The organism is Paenibacillus sp. 22594 (assembly GCF_052044425.1).
Lineage (GTDB): Bacteria > Bacillota > Bacilli > Paenibacillales > Paenibacillaceae > Paenibacillus_AQ.
Map to the genome: position 1 here is coordinate 473,637 of NZ_JBQENA010000003.1, position 16,186 is coordinate 489,822.

16 protein-coding genes are annotated in these 16,186 nt (G+C 50.3%); 12 read left to right on the top strand and 4 right to left on the bottom strand.

What is annotated here, in order from left to right:
- Window positions 1–219 precede the first annotated feature (219 nt).
- Entirely contained in the window at window positions 220–543 is a 324-nt protein-coding gene (locus tag ACTJKB_RS12815; RefSeq protein ID WP_440834409.1) for a putative quinol monooxygenase, read from the top strand.
- A 114-nt stretch (window positions 544–657) separates the two neighbouring features.
- Here ACTJKB_RS12815 and ACTJKB_RS12820 read toward each other — a convergent pair whose 3' ends face one another.
- The 3 genes from ACTJKB_RS12820 to ACTJKB_RS12830 all read right to left on the bottom strand — a co-directional run bounded on the left by ACTJKB_RS12820 (window position 658) and on the right by ACTJKB_RS12830 (window position 2,238).
- The gene (locus ACTJKB_RS12820) at window positions 658–1,494 is read right to left on the bottom strand and encodes an EcsC family protein (protein ID WP_440834410.1); all 837 of its coding nucleotides are present in this window, start codon (window positions 1,492–1,494) and stop codon (window positions 658–660) included.
- A 110-nt stretch (window positions 1,495–1,604) separates the two neighbouring features.
- Window positions 1,605–1,763 (bottom strand): hypothetical protein, encoded by a 159-nt coding sequence (locus ACTJKB_RS12825; protein WP_440834411.1) that lies wholly within the window; start codon window positions 1,761–1,763, stop codon window positions 1,605–1,607.
- Window positions 1,764–1,956: 193 nt separating this feature from the next.
- Window positions 1,957–2,238, bottom strand: a complete 282-nt coding sequence (locus ACTJKB_RS12830) for a hypothetical protein (protein ID WP_440834412.1) — start codon at window positions 2,236–2,238, stop codon at window positions 1,957–1,959.
- 268 nt (window positions 2,239–2,506) lie between these two features.
- On the opposite strand from ACTJKB_RS12830, the gene ACTJKB_RS12835 reads away from it, so the two are divergent.
- The 11 genes from ACTJKB_RS12835 (at window position 2,507) to ACTJKB_RS12885 (ending at window position 14,711) form a co-directional block, all read left to right on the top strand.
- Window positions 2,507–3,484: a hypothetical protein gene (locus ACTJKB_RS12835; protein ID WP_440834414.1), complete on the top strand. Its 978-nt coding sequence runs from the start codon at window positions 2,507–2,509 to the stop codon at window positions 3,482–3,484.
- Window positions 3,485–3,486: 2 nt separating this feature from the next.
- Window positions 3,487–4,458, top strand: a complete 972-nt coding sequence (locus ACTJKB_RS12840) for a PHP domain-containing protein (RefSeq protein WP_440834415.1) — start codon at window positions 3,487–3,489, stop codon at window positions 4,456–4,458.
- 34 nt (window positions 4,459–4,492) lie between these two features.
- Window positions 4,493–5,812 (top strand): MATE family efflux transporter, encoded by a 1,320-nt coding sequence (locus tag ACTJKB_RS12845; RefSeq protein ID WP_440834417.1) that lies wholly within the window; start codon window positions 4,493–4,495, stop codon window positions 5,810–5,812.
- Window positions 5,813–5,820: 8 nt separating this feature from the next.
- Window positions 5,821–6,930: a 2-aminoethylphosphonate--pyruvate transaminase gene (phnW, locus tag ACTJKB_RS12850; protein WP_440834418.1), complete on the top strand. Its 1,110-nt coding sequence runs from the start codon at window positions 5,821–5,823 to the stop codon at window positions 6,928–6,930.
- A 1-nt stretch (window position 6,931) separates the two neighbouring features.
- Window positions 6,932–7,756, top strand: coding sequence for a phosphonoacetaldehyde hydrolase (phnX, locus tag ACTJKB_RS12855; protein WP_440834420.1), 825 nt, complete (start codon window positions 6,932–6,934; stop codon window positions 7,754–7,756).
- Window positions 7,740–9,095 (top strand): aspartate aminotransferase family protein, encoded by a 1,356-nt coding sequence (locus ACTJKB_RS12860; protein ID WP_440834422.1) that lies wholly within the window; start codon window positions 7,740–7,742, stop codon window positions 9,093–9,095. The genes phnX and ACTJKB_RS12860 overlap by 17 nt, the downstream gene beginning before the upstream one ends.
- Before the next feature lie 159 nt (window positions 9,096–9,254).
- Window positions 9,255–10,619 (top strand): extracellular solute-binding protein, encoded by a 1,365-nt coding sequence (locus ACTJKB_RS12865; protein WP_440834423.1) that lies wholly within the window; start codon window positions 9,255–9,257, stop codon window positions 10,617–10,619.
- Window positions 10,620–10,719: 100 nt separating this feature from the next.
- Window positions 10,720–11,652 (top strand): carbohydrate ABC transporter permease, encoded by a 933-nt coding sequence (locus tag ACTJKB_RS12870; RefSeq protein WP_074088368.1) that lies wholly within the window; start codon window positions 10,720–10,722, stop codon window positions 11,650–11,652.
- 20 nt (window positions 11,653–11,672) lie between these two features.
- Entirely contained in the window at window positions 11,673–12,503 is an 831-nt protein-coding gene (locus tag ACTJKB_RS12875) for a carbohydrate ABC transporter permease (protein ID WP_440834424.1), read from the top strand.
- Complete coding sequence (locus ACTJKB_RS12880) at window positions 12,500–13,615, top strand: ABC transporter ATP-binding protein (protein ID WP_440834425.1); 1,116 nt, start codon at window positions 12,500–12,502, stop codon at window positions 13,613–13,615. The genes ACTJKB_RS12875 and ACTJKB_RS12880 overlap by 4 nt, the downstream gene beginning before the upstream one ends.
- Before the next feature lie 304 nt (window positions 13,616–13,919).
- Window positions 13,920–14,711, top strand: a complete 792-nt coding sequence (locus ACTJKB_RS12885; RefSeq protein ID WP_440834426.1) for a DeoR/GlpR family DNA-binding transcription regulator — start codon at window positions 13,920–13,922, stop codon at window positions 14,709–14,711.
- Here the strand turns inward: ACTJKB_RS12885 and ACTJKB_RS12890 are convergent.
- The gene (locus ACTJKB_RS12890; RefSeq protein ID WP_440834428.1) at window positions 14,708–16,129 is read right to left on the bottom strand and encodes a hypothetical protein; all 1,422 of its coding nucleotides are present in this window, start codon (window positions 16,127–16,129) and stop codon (window positions 14,708–14,710) included. The genes ACTJKB_RS12885 and ACTJKB_RS12890 overlap by 4 nt on opposite strands.
- Window positions 16,130–16,186: the final 57 nt, after the last annotated feature.

A 16,186-nucleotide genomic window follows, 5' to 3' on the forward strand; every position in this document is an offset into this window, starting at 1 on the left:
GCCACCCCCGCTTCCGCTCCCGGAGGATTTCGCCTTCGGAAAATTGAATGATTTCATCATAGTAACTCCTGGAGGAATATGCAAGAATGGCTGCAAGAAGGTGATTTCAGACCGAAATCGATTATAGCCTTCCTGTTCACCCGATCTCTGATAAGATATAGCTGATCTCCAAATGCTGTTCCTTGGATTGTAATGCCAAACCTGAAGGAGTGACAGGGCGTGAGTAAATTCGGAATGGTTGCCAAATTCACCGCCAAACCAGGTGAACGTGATGCCCTTGCGGCGATTCTTCTGGAAGCTGCAGCTGCAATGGAGCAGGTTCATGAATGTGAACTGTACATCGTTAACCTCTCGGAGAGTGAGCCTGACACCCTCTGGGTCACTGAGGTATGGAGCCATGCGGAAGCCCATGCGGCTTCATTGCAAGAGGAGGCCACCCGGGCGGCCATCCAGCGGGCTAAGCCGCTGATTGCAGGTGTTGAACCCAATCGGCTGATCCCCCTTGGGGGCAAGGGACTTGGGCCCCTAAATCCGGACGCCTAGGTCTATTTGAACAAAAAAAGCAATAATGTCAGCCGCGTGAAGCACTGCATTATTGCTTTTTTTGCTTGCAGATATACTCTGACTTCTTCCTTGGCATGGGAATTAACATGAGAATTAACCCATCTCTGCCAGTCTGGCGATGATTCTTCTTTTGCGGTAGAGCATCCGGGCGGCTTCGGCCACATCCTCCAGCGCTTTGCGGTTGATATAGGCCCCGAAGAACATCCCCGCCACAGGGACAGCCTGCAGCATCTTTTTCCAGCCCCAATTGTCCCGATACACCGTGATGACCTCACGCCAGCCCTGAATCCTGGACACGGCAGCCTGAGTCCCGGTTGTAATATCACCGTCGCCACCGGCCTGCAGATTAAGCTCCTTCAGGATAGTTCGCTTGCCAACAATATCCGAAGAGGCAAACTGCATTACCTTGACGGCAAATATCCGTTCTGCTTTATCTGTAGGATTGTAGCCATAGCAGAGGCCAATCTCCTGAATGACTTTTAAGGACAGGCCCAGAATCGCAGGGATGTCCGCCGCCAGCGTGAACAATCCGCCGAATCCGGTCGTCGCTCCTTGCGCAGTGGCGACGTTCCTGCTGCTCATTGTAAGCTGCCGGGCAGCAGTATCCATCACCGCCAGCGGATATGGCCCCTTCCCGGTTCCTCCGGCCGCGCGGCTCCCAGTCTCCATTAACACCCCAACCTTACGCCCGGCTACTAGATAATTGCCCCCATTCTGGATATAGCCGCCCAGCTCATCGAGCAGCTTGCCCAGCTTCTCGTGAATAAACTTCGGCGTAAGCTTATCGAACAGTTTGAACGGCAGCCTGGTGATGCGGTCCCAGATCATTAGCTGGTTCTGTTCCTTTTCCCACTTCATAATTTCGGCAAACGTGGCATTCAGCTCCTCCGCAGTCTCCAGATGCGGCGTGTGCCCGGCGGTTTCCGGCATCTCTAAGCCCCCTTAATGATATTTGTTTGTTTCAGATAGTACGTTCGTTGCAGGCAATTGGTTCTGTTAACTTTATTAACCTGTTTGTGGACACTTGAAAGATTGAGGAATTACAGGCTGCCAAGAAACCCCATTCCACCAACTAGCTCACCTGCGCCGAACCCAAGGGTATTTTTACCTCTCATTTCACCTTTTTGCTCTCCTGAGCCGAATTCAAAGGCATTTATACCTTTCATTCCACCCATTTTGCTCACCTGAGCTGAATTCAAAGGTATTTCTACCTTTCATGCCACCGTTTTGCTCTCCTGAGCCAAATTCAAAGGTATTTCTACCTTTCATTCCACCAATTTGCTCGACTTGGTTCCGTAGTTCATCTAGCTAGTTCGGGGTTCTACAAGAACAGCTTTTGCATAACAAAAAAGCATTCCCGGAGGAAACCGGAAATGCCTGAGCTTCAAATATCTACTGTTTGGTGCCTCTATTTGCTGCTTCTGCGAGGGCGAGCCTCTTTTTCTCATCAGCCAGTCTTTCCTCGGTCAGATCCACCCCATGGCCCCCAATCGAGCCCTCCGGAGCATGGCTCACTGCCTCCTCCGCGTGCGTTAGGCTGTTCTCAGCCTGCATAAGCATCTGATCATTCGGATGGCTGAGCGCCTGGGATATAGAGTTATGCAGCGTGGTCACCGCATCCTGCGCCTGATCTACCGTACTATTGGTCCGGAGGCTGGATTCGTAATGCTTCATCTTGTCAACCGCTCCCTTCTGTCTCACTGTTCAATCCTTTTTAGGATGGATAGAACAACGGTTTTTATACATTCCATTTGTAACTCCCGCATCAAATAACGGCTTATTCGGTGGAGTTATTTTCGATTTCGGTAAAGTTTGTAATCGCTCTGTTAAATAATTTAAATTCGATTGAAACCCATTTCGCCTGGCTGTATGATGATCACAAACAACAAGAATCAATATAAAAACACAAGAAAACAAATTCGTAATGTAAGGAGAATGGCAGATGAAGAATCAAATTTACCTGGCAAGAAATAAAACGGTGTATAAAGGCAATCTGCATCTCCACACCACATGGTCTGACGGCTCACTCCCGGCAGCGGAGACTGTCCAGGTATTCAAGGAGAAGGGCTATCATTTTATTTGCATAAGCGATCATGATGTCTATTCGAGAACGGATGAGTTCAATACGGACCATTTCATCACGATTCCCGGAATGGAGCGGGGCGGGCTCAATCCGGTACCTGATAAGGACCCGGGCTACCACTTCGGAGTTCTGGATGATCCCACCGCACAGCCTGTGCAGCCAAGATTTCAGCATCTCGAGAGGTTCCCGGTTCCCATTCCCTGGGAGGGGGATCAGTCTCCGCAGGTGCTGATTGATGAGATGATTGCCCACGGTAATCTGGTGATTTTCAACCATCCGGAGTGGCATCTGACGCGCTTTGAGGACATGGTCAACTACGATGGATTTTTTGCCGTTGAAATCTATAACCATGCAACGGAATGGTCTACGGTCAGCTCCTATGGAGCTGCTTATTGGGATCACGCGCTGCAGAACGGCAAGCGGGTGTTTGGCATTGCTGCGGACGACTCCCACGGACACGACCGGAATTGGGCTTTTCCTGAATACGGCGGCGGCTGGGTTCAGGTTCAATCGGAAGCGCTGACGCCTCATGATATTGTGACCAGTCTTAAGGCAGGCAGCTTCTATTCCAGCACCGGACCGGAGATCAACGATCTTCGGGTGGAAGACGGACAACTCATCATTGAATGCTCCCCCTGCAAATTCATTATGTTCAAAGCGTTCCCGCTCCGGGGGCCGTTTGTCGGCAATTATCAGAACGGTGAACCCCTGACGGTCGCCTCGATGCCGGTTGAACCGGAGATGCAGTATATCCGGGTGGAGTGCATTGATTTTGACGGAAATGTAGCTTGGTCCAATCCGGTGTTTGTAGCAGATTTGCTGGAGGGGGACGAATAAGAATGACGCCGGTGATTTATCTGGACAACCAGAAACGCAAGTATAAAGGCAATCTTCATACACATTCTACGCGCAGCGACGGGCAGTACCCTCCCGAAATGGTAATAAACGCCTATAAGAATAACGGCTATGATTTTATGTGCTTGAGCGATCATGAAATCTATTTCAAGTCAGACGCCTATGATGATGAACGCTTCATCATGATAGACGGCTACGAGATGGCTTGTGAGATGAGCAGACAGGAGACAGGCCAGCAATACCATATTCATGGCCTGCTCGACCGGACGCTGCATTCGGCCCTGGAGTTCGGGCATGACGAAGAGCATGCAAAGCCGGATTACGAGGACCTGGACACTATTCAAAGCTTGATCGACGAAATGCGGGACAAGGGAAATCTGATCATAATGAATCATCCGGAATGGTCCAGGAATACGCCGGAGGATCTGCTGCGGCTGGAGGGATATTTCGCGATCGAAATTTACAACCATCAGTCGGAGCTTGATGAGGCGGTTGGATATGGGGTTCATCATTGGGACTATTTGCTGAAGAACGGCCGCAAGGTGTACGGGATCGCCTCGGATGACGCACACAGCGGTGACATCGACATTGCGATCTCTGAATTTTTCGGCGGATGGGTGTGTGCTGAAGCGGAGAAGCTGGAGCAGCAATCTGTCATTGATGCCTTAAAAGGCGGTCAATACTATTCGTCGAACGGCCCTGAAATCTATGACCTGCGGGTGCAGGATGGCCTCCTGCAGATTGAATGCTCTCCGGTCAAGTTCATCAGATTCCTTACACATCCCGGTAATGGCCGCAACATATACAGCAAGGAGGCACTTCCCGTCAGCCAGGGATCCTACCGGATAGAGGGCAACGAGCAATATATCCGCGTGGAATGCGTGGACTTTGAGGGGAAGGTGGCCTGGTCTAATCCTATTTTCCCGGCTGACCTTCCGCACGGAGCCCTTGAATAGGGTGGACAGCTTAGAATGGCAGTTCCGCAGGGACATGAGAAAGCTTGTCCTGCCTTCGATTCTACAGATGCTAATAGGGAATTCATTCTCGCTGACCAATACGCTGATGGTGGGCAGCATGGGCGATTCCGCCATAGCGGTTATGGCCGCCGCAGGTCAGATCAACTTTATTCTCGGGATGATTCTGTCCGCCATCTTCGGCATTTCTGCCTACATCACCCAATTTCATGGAAAAAACGATACCGCCAATGTGAAAAAGGCCTTTGGACTCATGCTTATCTCCAGTGTCGCTGTCAGCTTAACTGCATTCATATTAGTCTCCTGCTTCAAAGCTCCCATCCTGTCGCTGTTCATCAAGGATAAGGACGTTGCTGCTTACGGCGTTCAATATGTATCCGTCATCGTATTCGTCTATCTGATCAATTCGGTTAAGGATGTATATGGAAATGCACTCGGCTCGATCGGAAAAATGAAGCTGATGCTGGTGGTTGGCATGATCGGAATGCTGATCAATGTCCTGCTGGACTACACGCTTATCTATGGAAAGCTTGGATTTCCTAAGTTAGGCATTGTTGGAGCGGGATGGGCGACACTTGCTTCATCCATTCTCAGCGCAGGTATTTTAATAGGCTATGTTTATGGAAGGAAGTACTACGTCAACGTTACGCTGCGGGAGATCTTCTCCTTCAATTGGCCGTTTGTAAAAAGAGTGTACGCCACTACACTGCCGCTCATGTTCCATGAAGGCATGTGGTCGGTCGGGAATATGCTGTATGCGCTGGCCTTCGGTCATATTGGCGTGGCGGCACTGGCGACCTATCAATTGGCGAACACGTTCAACGGCTACTTCATGATGGGGATCTATGGCTTTGCTTATGCCGCAAAAGTAATGGTCGGCCAGAAGCTCAGCCAGGATGACCGGAACGAGGCGGTACTCTATGCCCGGAAATTCACTCGGATCGCCTTGTATTCCGCATTGGGCATGAGCGCTGGAATTCTGATTCTGAGCCCATATATTGTTCACTTGTTTCCTAATCTCAGCCGTGAAGTGCAGTCGTCATTCCGTCATATCATGATCATTCAGGCAATCGTTATGGTCATGTTCTTCTTGAACAATCTATGGATTGTCGGACTGTTCAGAGCAGGCGGCGACAACCTGTACACGATGAATCTGGTCCTGGTCACCACATGGCTGATAGCCTTGCCTCTAGTGTTTGCTGGAGCTTATCTATTTCACTGGCCGGTGGAGTGGGTATACCTGATGTTTTCACTTGAGGAAGTATCGAAGGCATGTATCGGATTCTTCAGATACCGCTCAAATAAATGGGCACGCAACCTTGTCCATAACCTGTAGGAGGAACCATGGAACAACCTTATTTATTACTGACACCCGGTCCCCTGACGACAACCTCATCCGTTAAAGAAGTCATGCTAAAGGACTGGTGCACCTGGGATAGCGACTACAAGGACATCGTTCAATCGATCAGAAGCAAGCTGCTTCAGCTGGGACAAGCACCCGAAGAAGAGTATACCGCAGTGCTGATACAAGGCAGCGGGACGTTCGGGGTCGAGGCGGTGATAGGCACCGCAGTACCGGGGGACGGCAAGCTTCTGATTCTCGCGAATGGTGCCTATGGCGAGCGCATCCAGGAGATTGCCCGTGTCCTTGGAATCCGGCACCGGACGCTTGAATATGCACCTGATGAGCTTCCCGGTGCAGACCAATTGGATGCCTTGCTCAAGCAGGATACCCTAATTACTCATGTAGCCTTCGTCCATTGCGAGACAACGACGGGGATTCTGAATCCGCTGGAAGCACTCGTTCAGGTAATCAAGAGTCATGGGAAAATAGCCATCGTCGACGCCATGAGCAGCTTCGGCGGTACACCTATAGCGGTCGGGGAGCTAGGCATCGATTATCTGGTCAGCAGCGCGAATAAGTGTATCCAGGGCGTCCCGGGCTTCAGTTTTGTGATCAGCAGGAAGAGTGAGCTCCTCAAATGCAAGGGACGAGCAAGATCGTTATCCCTGGATTTGTTCGATCAATGGCAGGTAATGGACAACGATGCAGGTAAGTGGCGCTTTACTTCCCCTACGCATGTTGTCCGGGCATTTTATCAGGCGCTGCTTGAATTGGAAGAAGAAGGCGGAGTCGAACAGCGATGTGCAAGATACACCAGGAATCAACAGACACTGGTGCGATTTATGGAGCAGGCAGGCTTTAAGGCCCATTTGCCCGCGGCTGTCCAATCCCCTTTTATCACTACTTTTGAATATCCGGATCTTGCATCATTTACATTCGAAGCATTCTATCGATTTCTAAAAGAAAAGGGCTTCGTCATCTACCCTGGCAAATTAAGCAAAGCGCTTGTGTTCCGGATCGGAACCATCGGCGATGTGCATATAGAGGATATTGAAAGGTTATGCGAAGCAGCAGCTTCTTATCTAACAACCCTGCGACTGGAGAGCTGATATGACGAAAAGAGTGCAAGGAATCATTATGGACTGGGCGGGAACCACGGTGGACTATGGCTGCATGGCTCCTGTTCAAGTGTTCCTCGAGATCTTCCATTCCAAAGGAATAGAACCGACTATGGCAGAGGTGCGGGCCCCCATGGGTCTGTTGAAATGGGATCACCTGAAGGCCATGCTCGAAATGCCAAGGATCGGCAGGCTGTTCGAAGAACGCTTGGGCCGTCCTTATACAGACAGTGATGTAGACGAGATGCACGAAGCGTTCGAACCGAAGCTGCTGGGAATTCTGCACCGGTTCTCGGAGCCCATCGGGAATGTGGTGGATGTCGTCGATCAGCTGCGGCAGGAGGGCTTGAAGATCGGCGCTACCACCGGATATAACGATACGATGATGAAGATTGTAGCAAAGCATGCGCGGGAGAAAGGCTATGCACCGGACTATTGGGTAACGCCGGACTCGGTGAGCGGCAAGGGCCGTCCCTATCCCTATATGATCTACGCCAATATGATTGAACTGAATATGGGAATGCCGTCACAGGTCATAAAGGTTGGAGACACGGCCTCCGATATGCAGGAAGCTAGAAATGCCGGTGTCTGGGCGGTGGGTGTCGTTAACGGCAGCTCGATGCTGGGACTAACGCAAGAAGAGAGCGCTGCGATGGAGCCTGCAGTCCTAAGGGAACTTGCCGAGGCTGCCAAACTGCAATTTATGAATAACGGAGCCCACTATGTGATTGACCGGATATCTGATCTGCCAGACATTATCGAACGGGTGAACCGCCGGCTAGGGGAAGGGGATATGCCTTGTGGACTTAAAGGCTAATACGAGAACAGAGGGGGATATTAATGTATCCGCAGAACGGCGAAGCTATCAGGAGGCCCGCCTCAGTTCTGAAACGAAGGAAGTATTAGCAGAAGACAGCCGTTATTTCCTGCACCAGTCCATGTCGACGCCATGCCTCAATGTCATCACGAATGCGGAAGGCATCTATCTGGAAGATATGGACGGCCGCAAGATCATGGACTTCCACGGGAACAGCGTACATCAGGTCGGGTATAAGAACCGGTATGTTCTGGATGCAGTTATGGCCCAAATGGAAAATCTCCCTTTTCTGCCCCGCCGCTTTACCAATCCGGTAGCCATCCGGTTAGCGCAAAAGCTGGTCCAGCTGGCTCCAGGCGATTTGAATAAGGTACTATTCACGCCTGGCGGAACAAGCGCAATCGGACTTGCGCTGAAGCTCGCCCGTAAGGCAACGGGCAAATTCAAGACCCTATCCACTTGGGATTCGTTCCACGGCGCAAGCCTGGATGCGATTTCCGTGGGGGGAGAAGGCGTATTCCGCAATGGAATTGGGCCGCTCTTGCCGGGGTCGGAGCATATGATGCCCTATAATTCCTACCGCAGTATTTTCGGAGATCACGATGATGGCACCTATTCCCTTAACTATCTAGAGTACATGCTGGAGAGGGAAGAAGATGTGGGAGCTATCATCCTGGAGCCGGTTCGGAGTACGGACGTGCAGATTCCTCCTCAAGCTTACTTCCAGAGGCTGCGCCGGCTCTGCGATCAATACGGTGTCCTCCTCATTTTGGACGAGATTCCTACAGCTTTCGGAAGAACAGGAACGATGTTCGTTCATGAGCACTTCGGAATCGTGCCTGATATTGTAGTGATTGGCAAGGGCTTCGGTGGCGGAGTGTTCCCCATGGCCGGGATTATTGCCCGGGAAGGCCTGGATGTAGCACAGGACATTTCGCTTGGACATTATACACATGAAAAGAGCTCCATGGGCTGTGCCGCAGCACTCGCCACCATTGAATTCATCGAAAAGAACGGTTTGCTGGAGCATGCCGTACAAATGGGAGATTACCTTCAGCAGCGGCTTACGGAGATGATGCAAAGGCACGAAGCGATTGGCGATGTGCGTGTCATAGGAATGCTGGCAGGAATTGAACTGGTAACGAATAGGCACACGAAGGAAAAGGCGGTCGGACATACCGAAAAAGTGATGTATCTCTGTATGGAGAGAGGCCTGAGCTTCAAGGTATCCAATGGAAATGTCATCACGCTTGTCCCACCCTTAATTACGACTCAGCACCAATTGGATCAGGCATTGACGATTATTGAGGAAGCTATCGGCATAACCTTCACCACATAAAAACAACTTTCAATGACTAAAAAACAACAAAAACAATATTAAACAACAACAAAACAAAAATAGTACGTGGTTTTAATCCCAGGTTTACATGTCCCCTTTATACTAAGCTTGTACAGGAAAACAAGAAATGTGAAAAGGCCATAAGGAGGACTTCGAGGAATGAAGAAGCTTGTTGTTACTGCTTTGAGTGTAGTCTTGAGTACAGGACTGTTGGCGGGATGCGGATCGGGTAACGAACCGGCAGAGGCAACATCGGCAGGTGAGGCGAAGATGAAGGAGATTCAGATTTCTGTCCGTGAGAGTACTTGGGGAGCGCGCAAGGACAACTTCATCGAGGCGGAAAAGCGCCTGAACGAAGAACTGAAGGCTGACAATATTCATGTAAAGATCGACTGGTGGCCGGGAATCGGCGATGACGAGCTCATTCTTCAGGCCCAGGCTGGAAAAGTAGCCGATATCTTTATGAATTCCAGCGTGGATATTGGCTGGGAGCTCAATGCCGGTATCATCCGTGATGTGGATTGGGTTAAGGATTCTAAAGTATTCAAGAATGTGCCGGATTCCTATACGAATATCATGAAGTACGACGGTCACTACTATGGGGCTATTCAGGATATGGATGCTTCCCCGGTATTCATCAGCCGCAAAGCACTCGAAGGCCTCAGCTGGACGAAGGAGCAAATCGATGGCTTAAGACAGCGTGTGGACTCCGGCGACTTCACATTCGGTGATCTCGAAAAGCTGGCTGAGGAAGCGAAGCAGAAGAGCCTGGTCAAGATGGGCTTCGCAGTAGAAGATACACGTTTTGAAGGCTGGAATTACGCGTTTGGCAACTACAACTATAATGTCGATGAGAATAAAATGGTGCTGACCAAAAAAACCAAAGACGTCTATGACTTCTGGGCAGATGCAGTAAAACGCGGCATTATCAACGAATCCATCGGTGATGTAGACACGGATAAGGCAGCGCCTATGTTTGTTAAAGGTGAGATTTTCGCGGAATTCGCCCGCACCGAGTTCTATCAGATGATGCGTGAAGCGAATGGCATGCAGAACGACCTTGAAGGCTTCAACACCTGGTTCAATGAGAATATCGTCTGGATTCCTATTCCCTCTGCTGAAAAGGGCGGCAAACCTGTATCCTACAGTAACCCGGCTATGATCTACGTGGGGCCAACGGTTGATGACGAGAAGATGCCGTATGTCCAAAGATTGATCGAGCACGTACTTGATCCGGACCTGCAAATCAATCACACGCTGGTCAGCGGTAAACTTCCGGTAACACCGGAAGCGCAAGAAGACAAACGCTTTAAGGAAATGGACTTCTATAAGGATCATGCGTACCTGCTCGAATTTACGAAGACTCGTCCGGCTCAACCGGATTACGCAACCTATACCAAATCCTACATTTTGGGTGTGGATGCCATCCTGACCAAAGGCCAATCCGCAGAACAGGCATACGAGTTGTTCCAGAAGGATGCGAAGCAGAACGTACCTTCCGATCATCTCATCATTGAACAATAACAGCCTGGGATTCACTCTACGGGAAACGGATACCGTCCTTTGTAGGACTGCGTAGCCGTTTCCTCTTGTTCCATATTATGAAGGCGGGTGAAGGATCGGCATGGATCACACTACAGTTCAACCTATCTACAAAAAACCGTTTAAAAAGAAGATGTACCCTTATTTCTTCATCATGCCGTTCGCGGCATTGGTTCTTGTTTTCTTTGTCTTGCCGGCCATCGCAACTATCGCCATGTCCTTCACGGATTTGAATGCGTCGATGAAGCCGAAATTCGTAGGACTCCAAAATTTCACAAGAGTATTCTCAGACTATAATCTTCCGGCTATTTTATGGAATACGGCTATTTTCTCTATCCTGTCCTTATCGGTCTCCCTGCTCTTTGCACTGATTATATCCATTGCCACCCAGTACTTCCTCAAGGGAAAAATTACGGCTGTCATCTACAGAGTGCTGTGGCTCATTCCCAGTATTATCCCCGCTGTCGTCTATGTTACCTTCTGGAAGTATATCTTTGATCCTACGGAGGGTGGCCTAATCAACCGCATCCTGCTTCAACTGGGGGTAGAGTCCGATCCCGTATCCTGGTTCTCCAAGGCCGCAATGGGAATTGTCATCCTGGCGACTGTCGTGTCCACGATATCCGGCGGTATGATTCTGTTGTCCGCAGCGATCAACTCGATACCCGAGGACTTGTACAAAGCGGCAAGAGTAGACGGCGCAAGCGAGAAATCCGTCATTATGAAAATCATTTTGCCCACCTTAAAGTGGCCGTTAATGTATATTACCATCTCGGAGCTGATCGGCTTTGTATCCTCCTATTTCTTTATCATGCTACTTACAAACGGCGGTCCGATGAGAGATACGACAACCTTGTCCCTGTACGCTTACCAGCAGGCCTTCAATCTGAAATATTATGGCTATGGAGCAGCGGTGTCGCTGATTGTTGTAATTATCTCTTTTATCCTAACGCTATTCTTCTTGCGGTTATTTGATTTTGACCAAATGATCAAACCTTCAAGAATTGAAGACTAATCCGGGAAGGCGGCAGTCTGATGTCGACCAGTACGCTTAAGAAGTTGCTAGTGCACACCTATATGACATTATTTACGTTGCCGATTATCGCAATGATTATCTGGTATTCCCTGGCAGCTACAATGAATTTTACGACAGGGCAGTTTTCAATGGACAACTTTTCTTTCTTCACAGAGCCTGTTGAATATGCCGGGGTGAAGCTCCCCTTAATATGGCCTATTGTACTTAATACCCTTGTGTATTCCTTTTTGATTGTCCTGATCGAAGTCTGCATCTCTGTACCGACGGCATACGCCTTCTCCAGGCTGGACTTCAAAGGAAGAGTATCTGCGATGAAATTTCTGTTTCTGATGAGATCTTTCCCGGGGATCACACTAATTATCGCGACCTTTTTCATCCTCGTTCAAATGAATCTGGTCAATACGTATACGGGTGTATTATTGGTCGCGGTTACCGGTTCCCTTCCTGGGCGGGTCTACATTATGAAGGGGTTCTTTGACGAGGTGCCCTGGGATATTGAGTGGGCGGCCATGGTCGATGGATGCACCCGCTATCGGGCGTTCAAGAAAGTACTTGTTCCCTTCGTGCTGCCCGGGATCGGCGCTATATCTGTATTTTCCTTTCTCGGAGCTTACGGTGAATGGTTCCTGTTTAAACTGCTTATTTTCAATGACGATATGCTTACACTCGCCGGCTACTTGTCCAAGTTGGTAACCAAAGAGGACCAGATTATGAACTATGGCCTCATTACAGCGATTGGATTGTTCTACACACTCCCCATCATTCTGTTCTACATTTTCACCCAGAAGATATTCATGAAGGTCAACTTGGGAGGGGCTAAGCAAGTATGATTACCTTAAGAAATATTGTAAAAGAATACGACGGCAAGCAAGACAGCGGCAGAGCGGTAGACGGCCTGAATCTCGAGATTAACAAAGGCGAATTCGTAGCGCTGCTCGGGCCCTCCGGATGCGGAAAGACGACGACACTTATGATGCTCGCGGGGCTGCTGAAGCCGACTTCGGGAGAGATTCTCTTTAACGGGAAACTGGTCAATCATGTGGAGCCGAAGGACCGCAATATAGGCATGGTGTTTCAGTCCTATGCGTTATATCCCCATCTCTCTGTCAGAGACAATATCGCTTTTCCTCTAAGAGAACGGAAGATCCCCAAGCAGGAAGCATATGAACGGGCTAAAGAAACGAGCAAAATCCTGCAGATTGATCACCTGCTTGACCGCAAGCCTTCACAATTGTCCGGCGGACAACAGCAACGGGTGGCTATGGCCCGGGCACTCTCCAAAAATCCTGAAATCCTATTGCTGGATGAACCCATGTCCAATTTGGATGCACGCCTGAAGCTGGATGTCCGGGACGAGATCCGCAAGATTCAGCGGAATTTGGGAGTGACCACCATTATTGTGACTCATGATCAGGAAGAGGCTCTGGCCATATCCGACCGGGTCGCCATCCTGAACGGCGGCCAGATTCAGCAATACGCGCCTCCACATGAATTGTTCAACCATCCGGTGAATCTTTTCGTAGCCAGCTTTCTGGGCAACCCGCCGATGAACCTTGTTCAAGGAGAGCTCAGAGAGATGAACGGCAACCAGGTCGTCGTTACGGAAGGCTTCGAATACCTGTTACCGGCTGACCGGAGACTGGATAAAGAGCATATGGGGAAATCCGTTAAGTTCGGGATCAGGCCGCATGATATCGCAATTTGCTCTCCGACGGATCATCAGAAGATTAGAATGAAGGTTGATCTGGTTGAGCACCTGGGCAGCGGCAAGCTGGTCAAGGTGATTGATCCGTTAGGGAAGCTGGATACGATGATCCGGCTGTTGACCGGCAATGAGGCCGAGATCGAGTCCGGTGATGAAGTGTACATCAAGTTTAAAGAGAACAAATTCCATCTATTCGATATGAACGATAACGGCCGCAATTTATTGCAATATAAATAAGTTGAACTTAAAAAACATAGAAAAGGTAGGAGTGCGGAGGGGAAGTTTGGAACTGTAGGAGCGATAGCGACCGCCTTTGTCTGCGGATTTCCACCGCGAACAGCGGTATAAATCAAGAAATCTGCAGACAACAGCGGCCGGAAGTCCAAACATTCCCCGCAGTTACGACCAGATCCTAATATGAAAATCTAAAGTTCAACTTATATAGATAAAGACGAGTGCTTGAGGATGTTGTGAATGCCCTTTATTATTAAATGAAGAGCCGATATAATAATAGTTCATAACGTGAAGGGGGTAGGGTAGGGTGTCTCTTGCCAGCGAAGAAAGAAAAGAGACGATCATGACTCTCCTGAATGAGAGAGGTAAAGTGATCGCAAACGAGCTCTCTTTGCTGTTCGAAGTGTCCACTGAAACGATCCGCAGAGACCTCGACGAGCTAGAGAAAGAGAATAAATTGAAAAAGGTATACGGCGGTGCGGTTAAATTCAAGGTTGAAGTGGAGCCTCCTCTCCTGGAAAGAGAGGCCATTCATGTTGAAGCTAAACGCAAAATTGGCATCCTGTCCGCAGGACTCATTGAGGATAATGATGTTATTGTGGTGGATGAAGGAAGCACCGCGCTGCAAATCATTCATTGCCTGGAAGGCAAGCAGCATTTGACAATCTTAACGAATTCCGTGCCTGCCCTCATGCTGCTCATTGAATTTCAAAAGCGCGGGACGTTCAACGGGAAGCTTATCTTTATTGGTGGTGAAGTAAGCGCCAAGCATCTCCGGGTATCCGGCCCGATCGCCGAGAAGGTTCTGGAAGGATTCTATGTGAATAAATCCTTTGTCTCCGTTGATGGTGTCTCCTTGGAGAACGGCATCACAAGCTATGATTACGAGAAGGCTGTATTCACAAGACAAATGATCCGCAACTCGGAGATGGCAATCGTAGTCGCCGATTCCTCCAAGATTGATAAGCGTACCGTAGCCAAAATAGCCGATCTGGATGAAATCCACATGATCGTAACGGACCAGGCGCCTTCACCCAAGTGGAAGGCGGCATTACAGAAAATGGCTGTACAGTGGATTTATCCTCAAGGTGAAATCTAAACCAGGAACATGGCGACGATCGTAGTCGCCGTAAGGCCAAGCAGGACCGGCTTCAGGTTGCGCCGGGCCAGCTCAAAGGGGCTGACGCCGCAGATGGCAGCCGCAGGAATAAGCGCCCACGGAATCAGGGTGCCGCCGCCGACCCAGATGGCGGCCACCTGTCCCAGGGCGGTCAGCGTCGCCGCGCCGGAATGGATGGCGGCGGCGAACAGCTGGGCAATCGAGCCGGCCAGCGAGATGCCGGAGAAGCCGGAGCCGTCGAGGCCGGTGATCGCACCGATCGCCGTCATCGTCACGGCTCCCACTGCGCCGTTAAGCGGCACGTGATCCGCGAGGGCCACGCCCAGATCGTTCACGATGCCGTGTGAACCGTCCGGCAGTACCTTGCCGAACAGCTCGGTGAACGCCGAATCGCCAAGATAGAAGAAAGCAGCGATGGGAATTACCGGTCCAAACACCCTGAAACCGAAGGTGAAGCCTTCAATCAGGTAAGAGGTGATTTTCTCCAGCCCCTGATTACGGTGGGCCAGCAGTGTGACCGAGATCAGAATCAGTACGGCAGTGCCGCCCACCAGTGCTGTGGCATCCCCGCCTTGCAGGCCCAGCGCGAACATCGCCGCCACGTCGAGCAGGAAGAGTAGCGGGATGGCGATAGCCAGCGCTTGCCGGAGCCGGGTGTCCAGCAGAGCCGGCCGTTCCTCCCCGCCTTCACTCTCCGGCCCTCTCAGCTTGCCCGTGCTGCCCTTAAGGGTAACCAGGCCATCTCTCCAGGTGCCGTTCTTCTGGTCGCGGCGCATCATCCAGAACGCCGCAACGGTGGTTACCAGCCCCATCACAATAACCAGCGGGATGCTCGCTTCCATCACGCTGGATACCGGAAGCCCCGCAGCATCTGCGGTGAGCTTCGGAGCGCCTTGAATAATATAATCTCCGGACAACGCGATGCCGTGACCGAACAGGTTCATGGCTACAGCGGCCCCAAGTGCAGGCAATCCTACCCGCAGAGCCACCGGCAACAGCACCGCCCCCACCAGCGCAACGGCAGGCGAAGGCCAGAAGAAGAAAGAGGTTACCATCATAATGAGTCCAATGCCCCAATAAGCCATCGCTGGTGTGCGCATAAACCGGGTAAGCGGAGCAACCATGGTCTCGTTAATGCCTGTAATCATTAGAATCCGGCTCATCGCTACAATAATGGATATAATCATAATGGTCCCTAACAGCTCTTTGGTCGCATAGACAAAAGAGTTGAAGATTCCTGATACAGAGCCGCTGAGCGTCTCTGTAGCAAACAAACCCAAAGCAAAAATCCCGACCACACAGATCATCGTCGTATCACGCCGCCGGATCAGCAGCACAATAATGAACACAATAAAAGCCAGATAAACCCAGTGTATCGCCGTAAGCTGAATGCCCATTATTGCATACGCCCTCTCTTCACCCTGCCAGGTTGGTGCTATATGCTATGCAGGAGA

What these genes read in the sequence shown, in the direction of transcription:
- ACTJKB_RS12890 (WP_440834428.1), bottom strand. Translation starts at nt 16,129, where the DNA reads ATGGGCATTCAGCTTACGGCGATACACTGGGTTTATCTGGCTTTTATT.
- ACTJKB_RS12820 (WP_440834410.1), bottom strand. Translation starts at nt 1,494, where the DNA reads ATGCCGGAAACCGCCGGGCACACGCCGCATCTGGAGACTGCGGAGGAG.
- ACTJKB_RS12845 (WP_440834417.1), top strand. Translation starts at nt 4,493, where the DNA reads ATGAGAAAGCTTGTCCTGCCTTCGATTCTACAGATGCTAATAGGGAAT.
- ACTJKB_RS12875 (WP_440834424.1), top strand. Translation starts at nt 11,673, where the DNA reads ATGTCGACCAGTACGCTTAAGAAGTTGCTAGTGCACACCTATATGACA.
- ACTJKB_RS12835 (WP_440834414.1), top strand. Translation starts at nt 2,507, where the DNA reads ATGAAGAATCAAATTTACCTGGCAAGAAATAAAACGGTGTATAAAGGC.
- ACTJKB_RS12880 (WP_440834425.1), top strand. Translation starts at nt 12,500, where the DNA reads ATGATTACCTTAAGAAATATTGTAAAAGAATACGACGGCAAGCAAGAC.
- phnX (WP_440834420.1), top strand. Translation starts at nt 6,932, where the DNA reads ATGACGAAAAGAGTGCAAGGAATCATTATGGACTGGGCGGGAACCACG.
- ACTJKB_RS12840 (WP_440834415.1), top strand. Translation starts at nt 3,487, where the DNA reads ATGACGCCGGTGATTTATCTGGACAACCAGAAACGCAAGTATAAAGGC.
- phnW (WP_440834418.1), top strand. Translation starts at nt 5,821, where the DNA reads ATGGAACAACCTTATTTATTACTGACACCCGGTCCCCTGACGACAACC.
- ACTJKB_RS12865 (WP_440834423.1), top strand. Translation starts at nt 9,255, where the DNA reads ATGAAGAAGCTTGTTGTTACTGCTTTGAGTGTAGTCTTGAGTACAGGA.
- ACTJKB_RS12830 (WP_440834412.1), bottom strand. Translation starts at nt 2,238, where the DNA reads ATGAAGCATTACGAATCCAGCCTCCGGACCAATAGTACGGTAGATCAG.
- ACTJKB_RS12870 (WP_074088368.1), top strand. Translation starts at nt 10,720, where the DNA reads ATGGATCACACTACAGTTCAACCTATCTACAAAAAACCGTTTAAAAAG.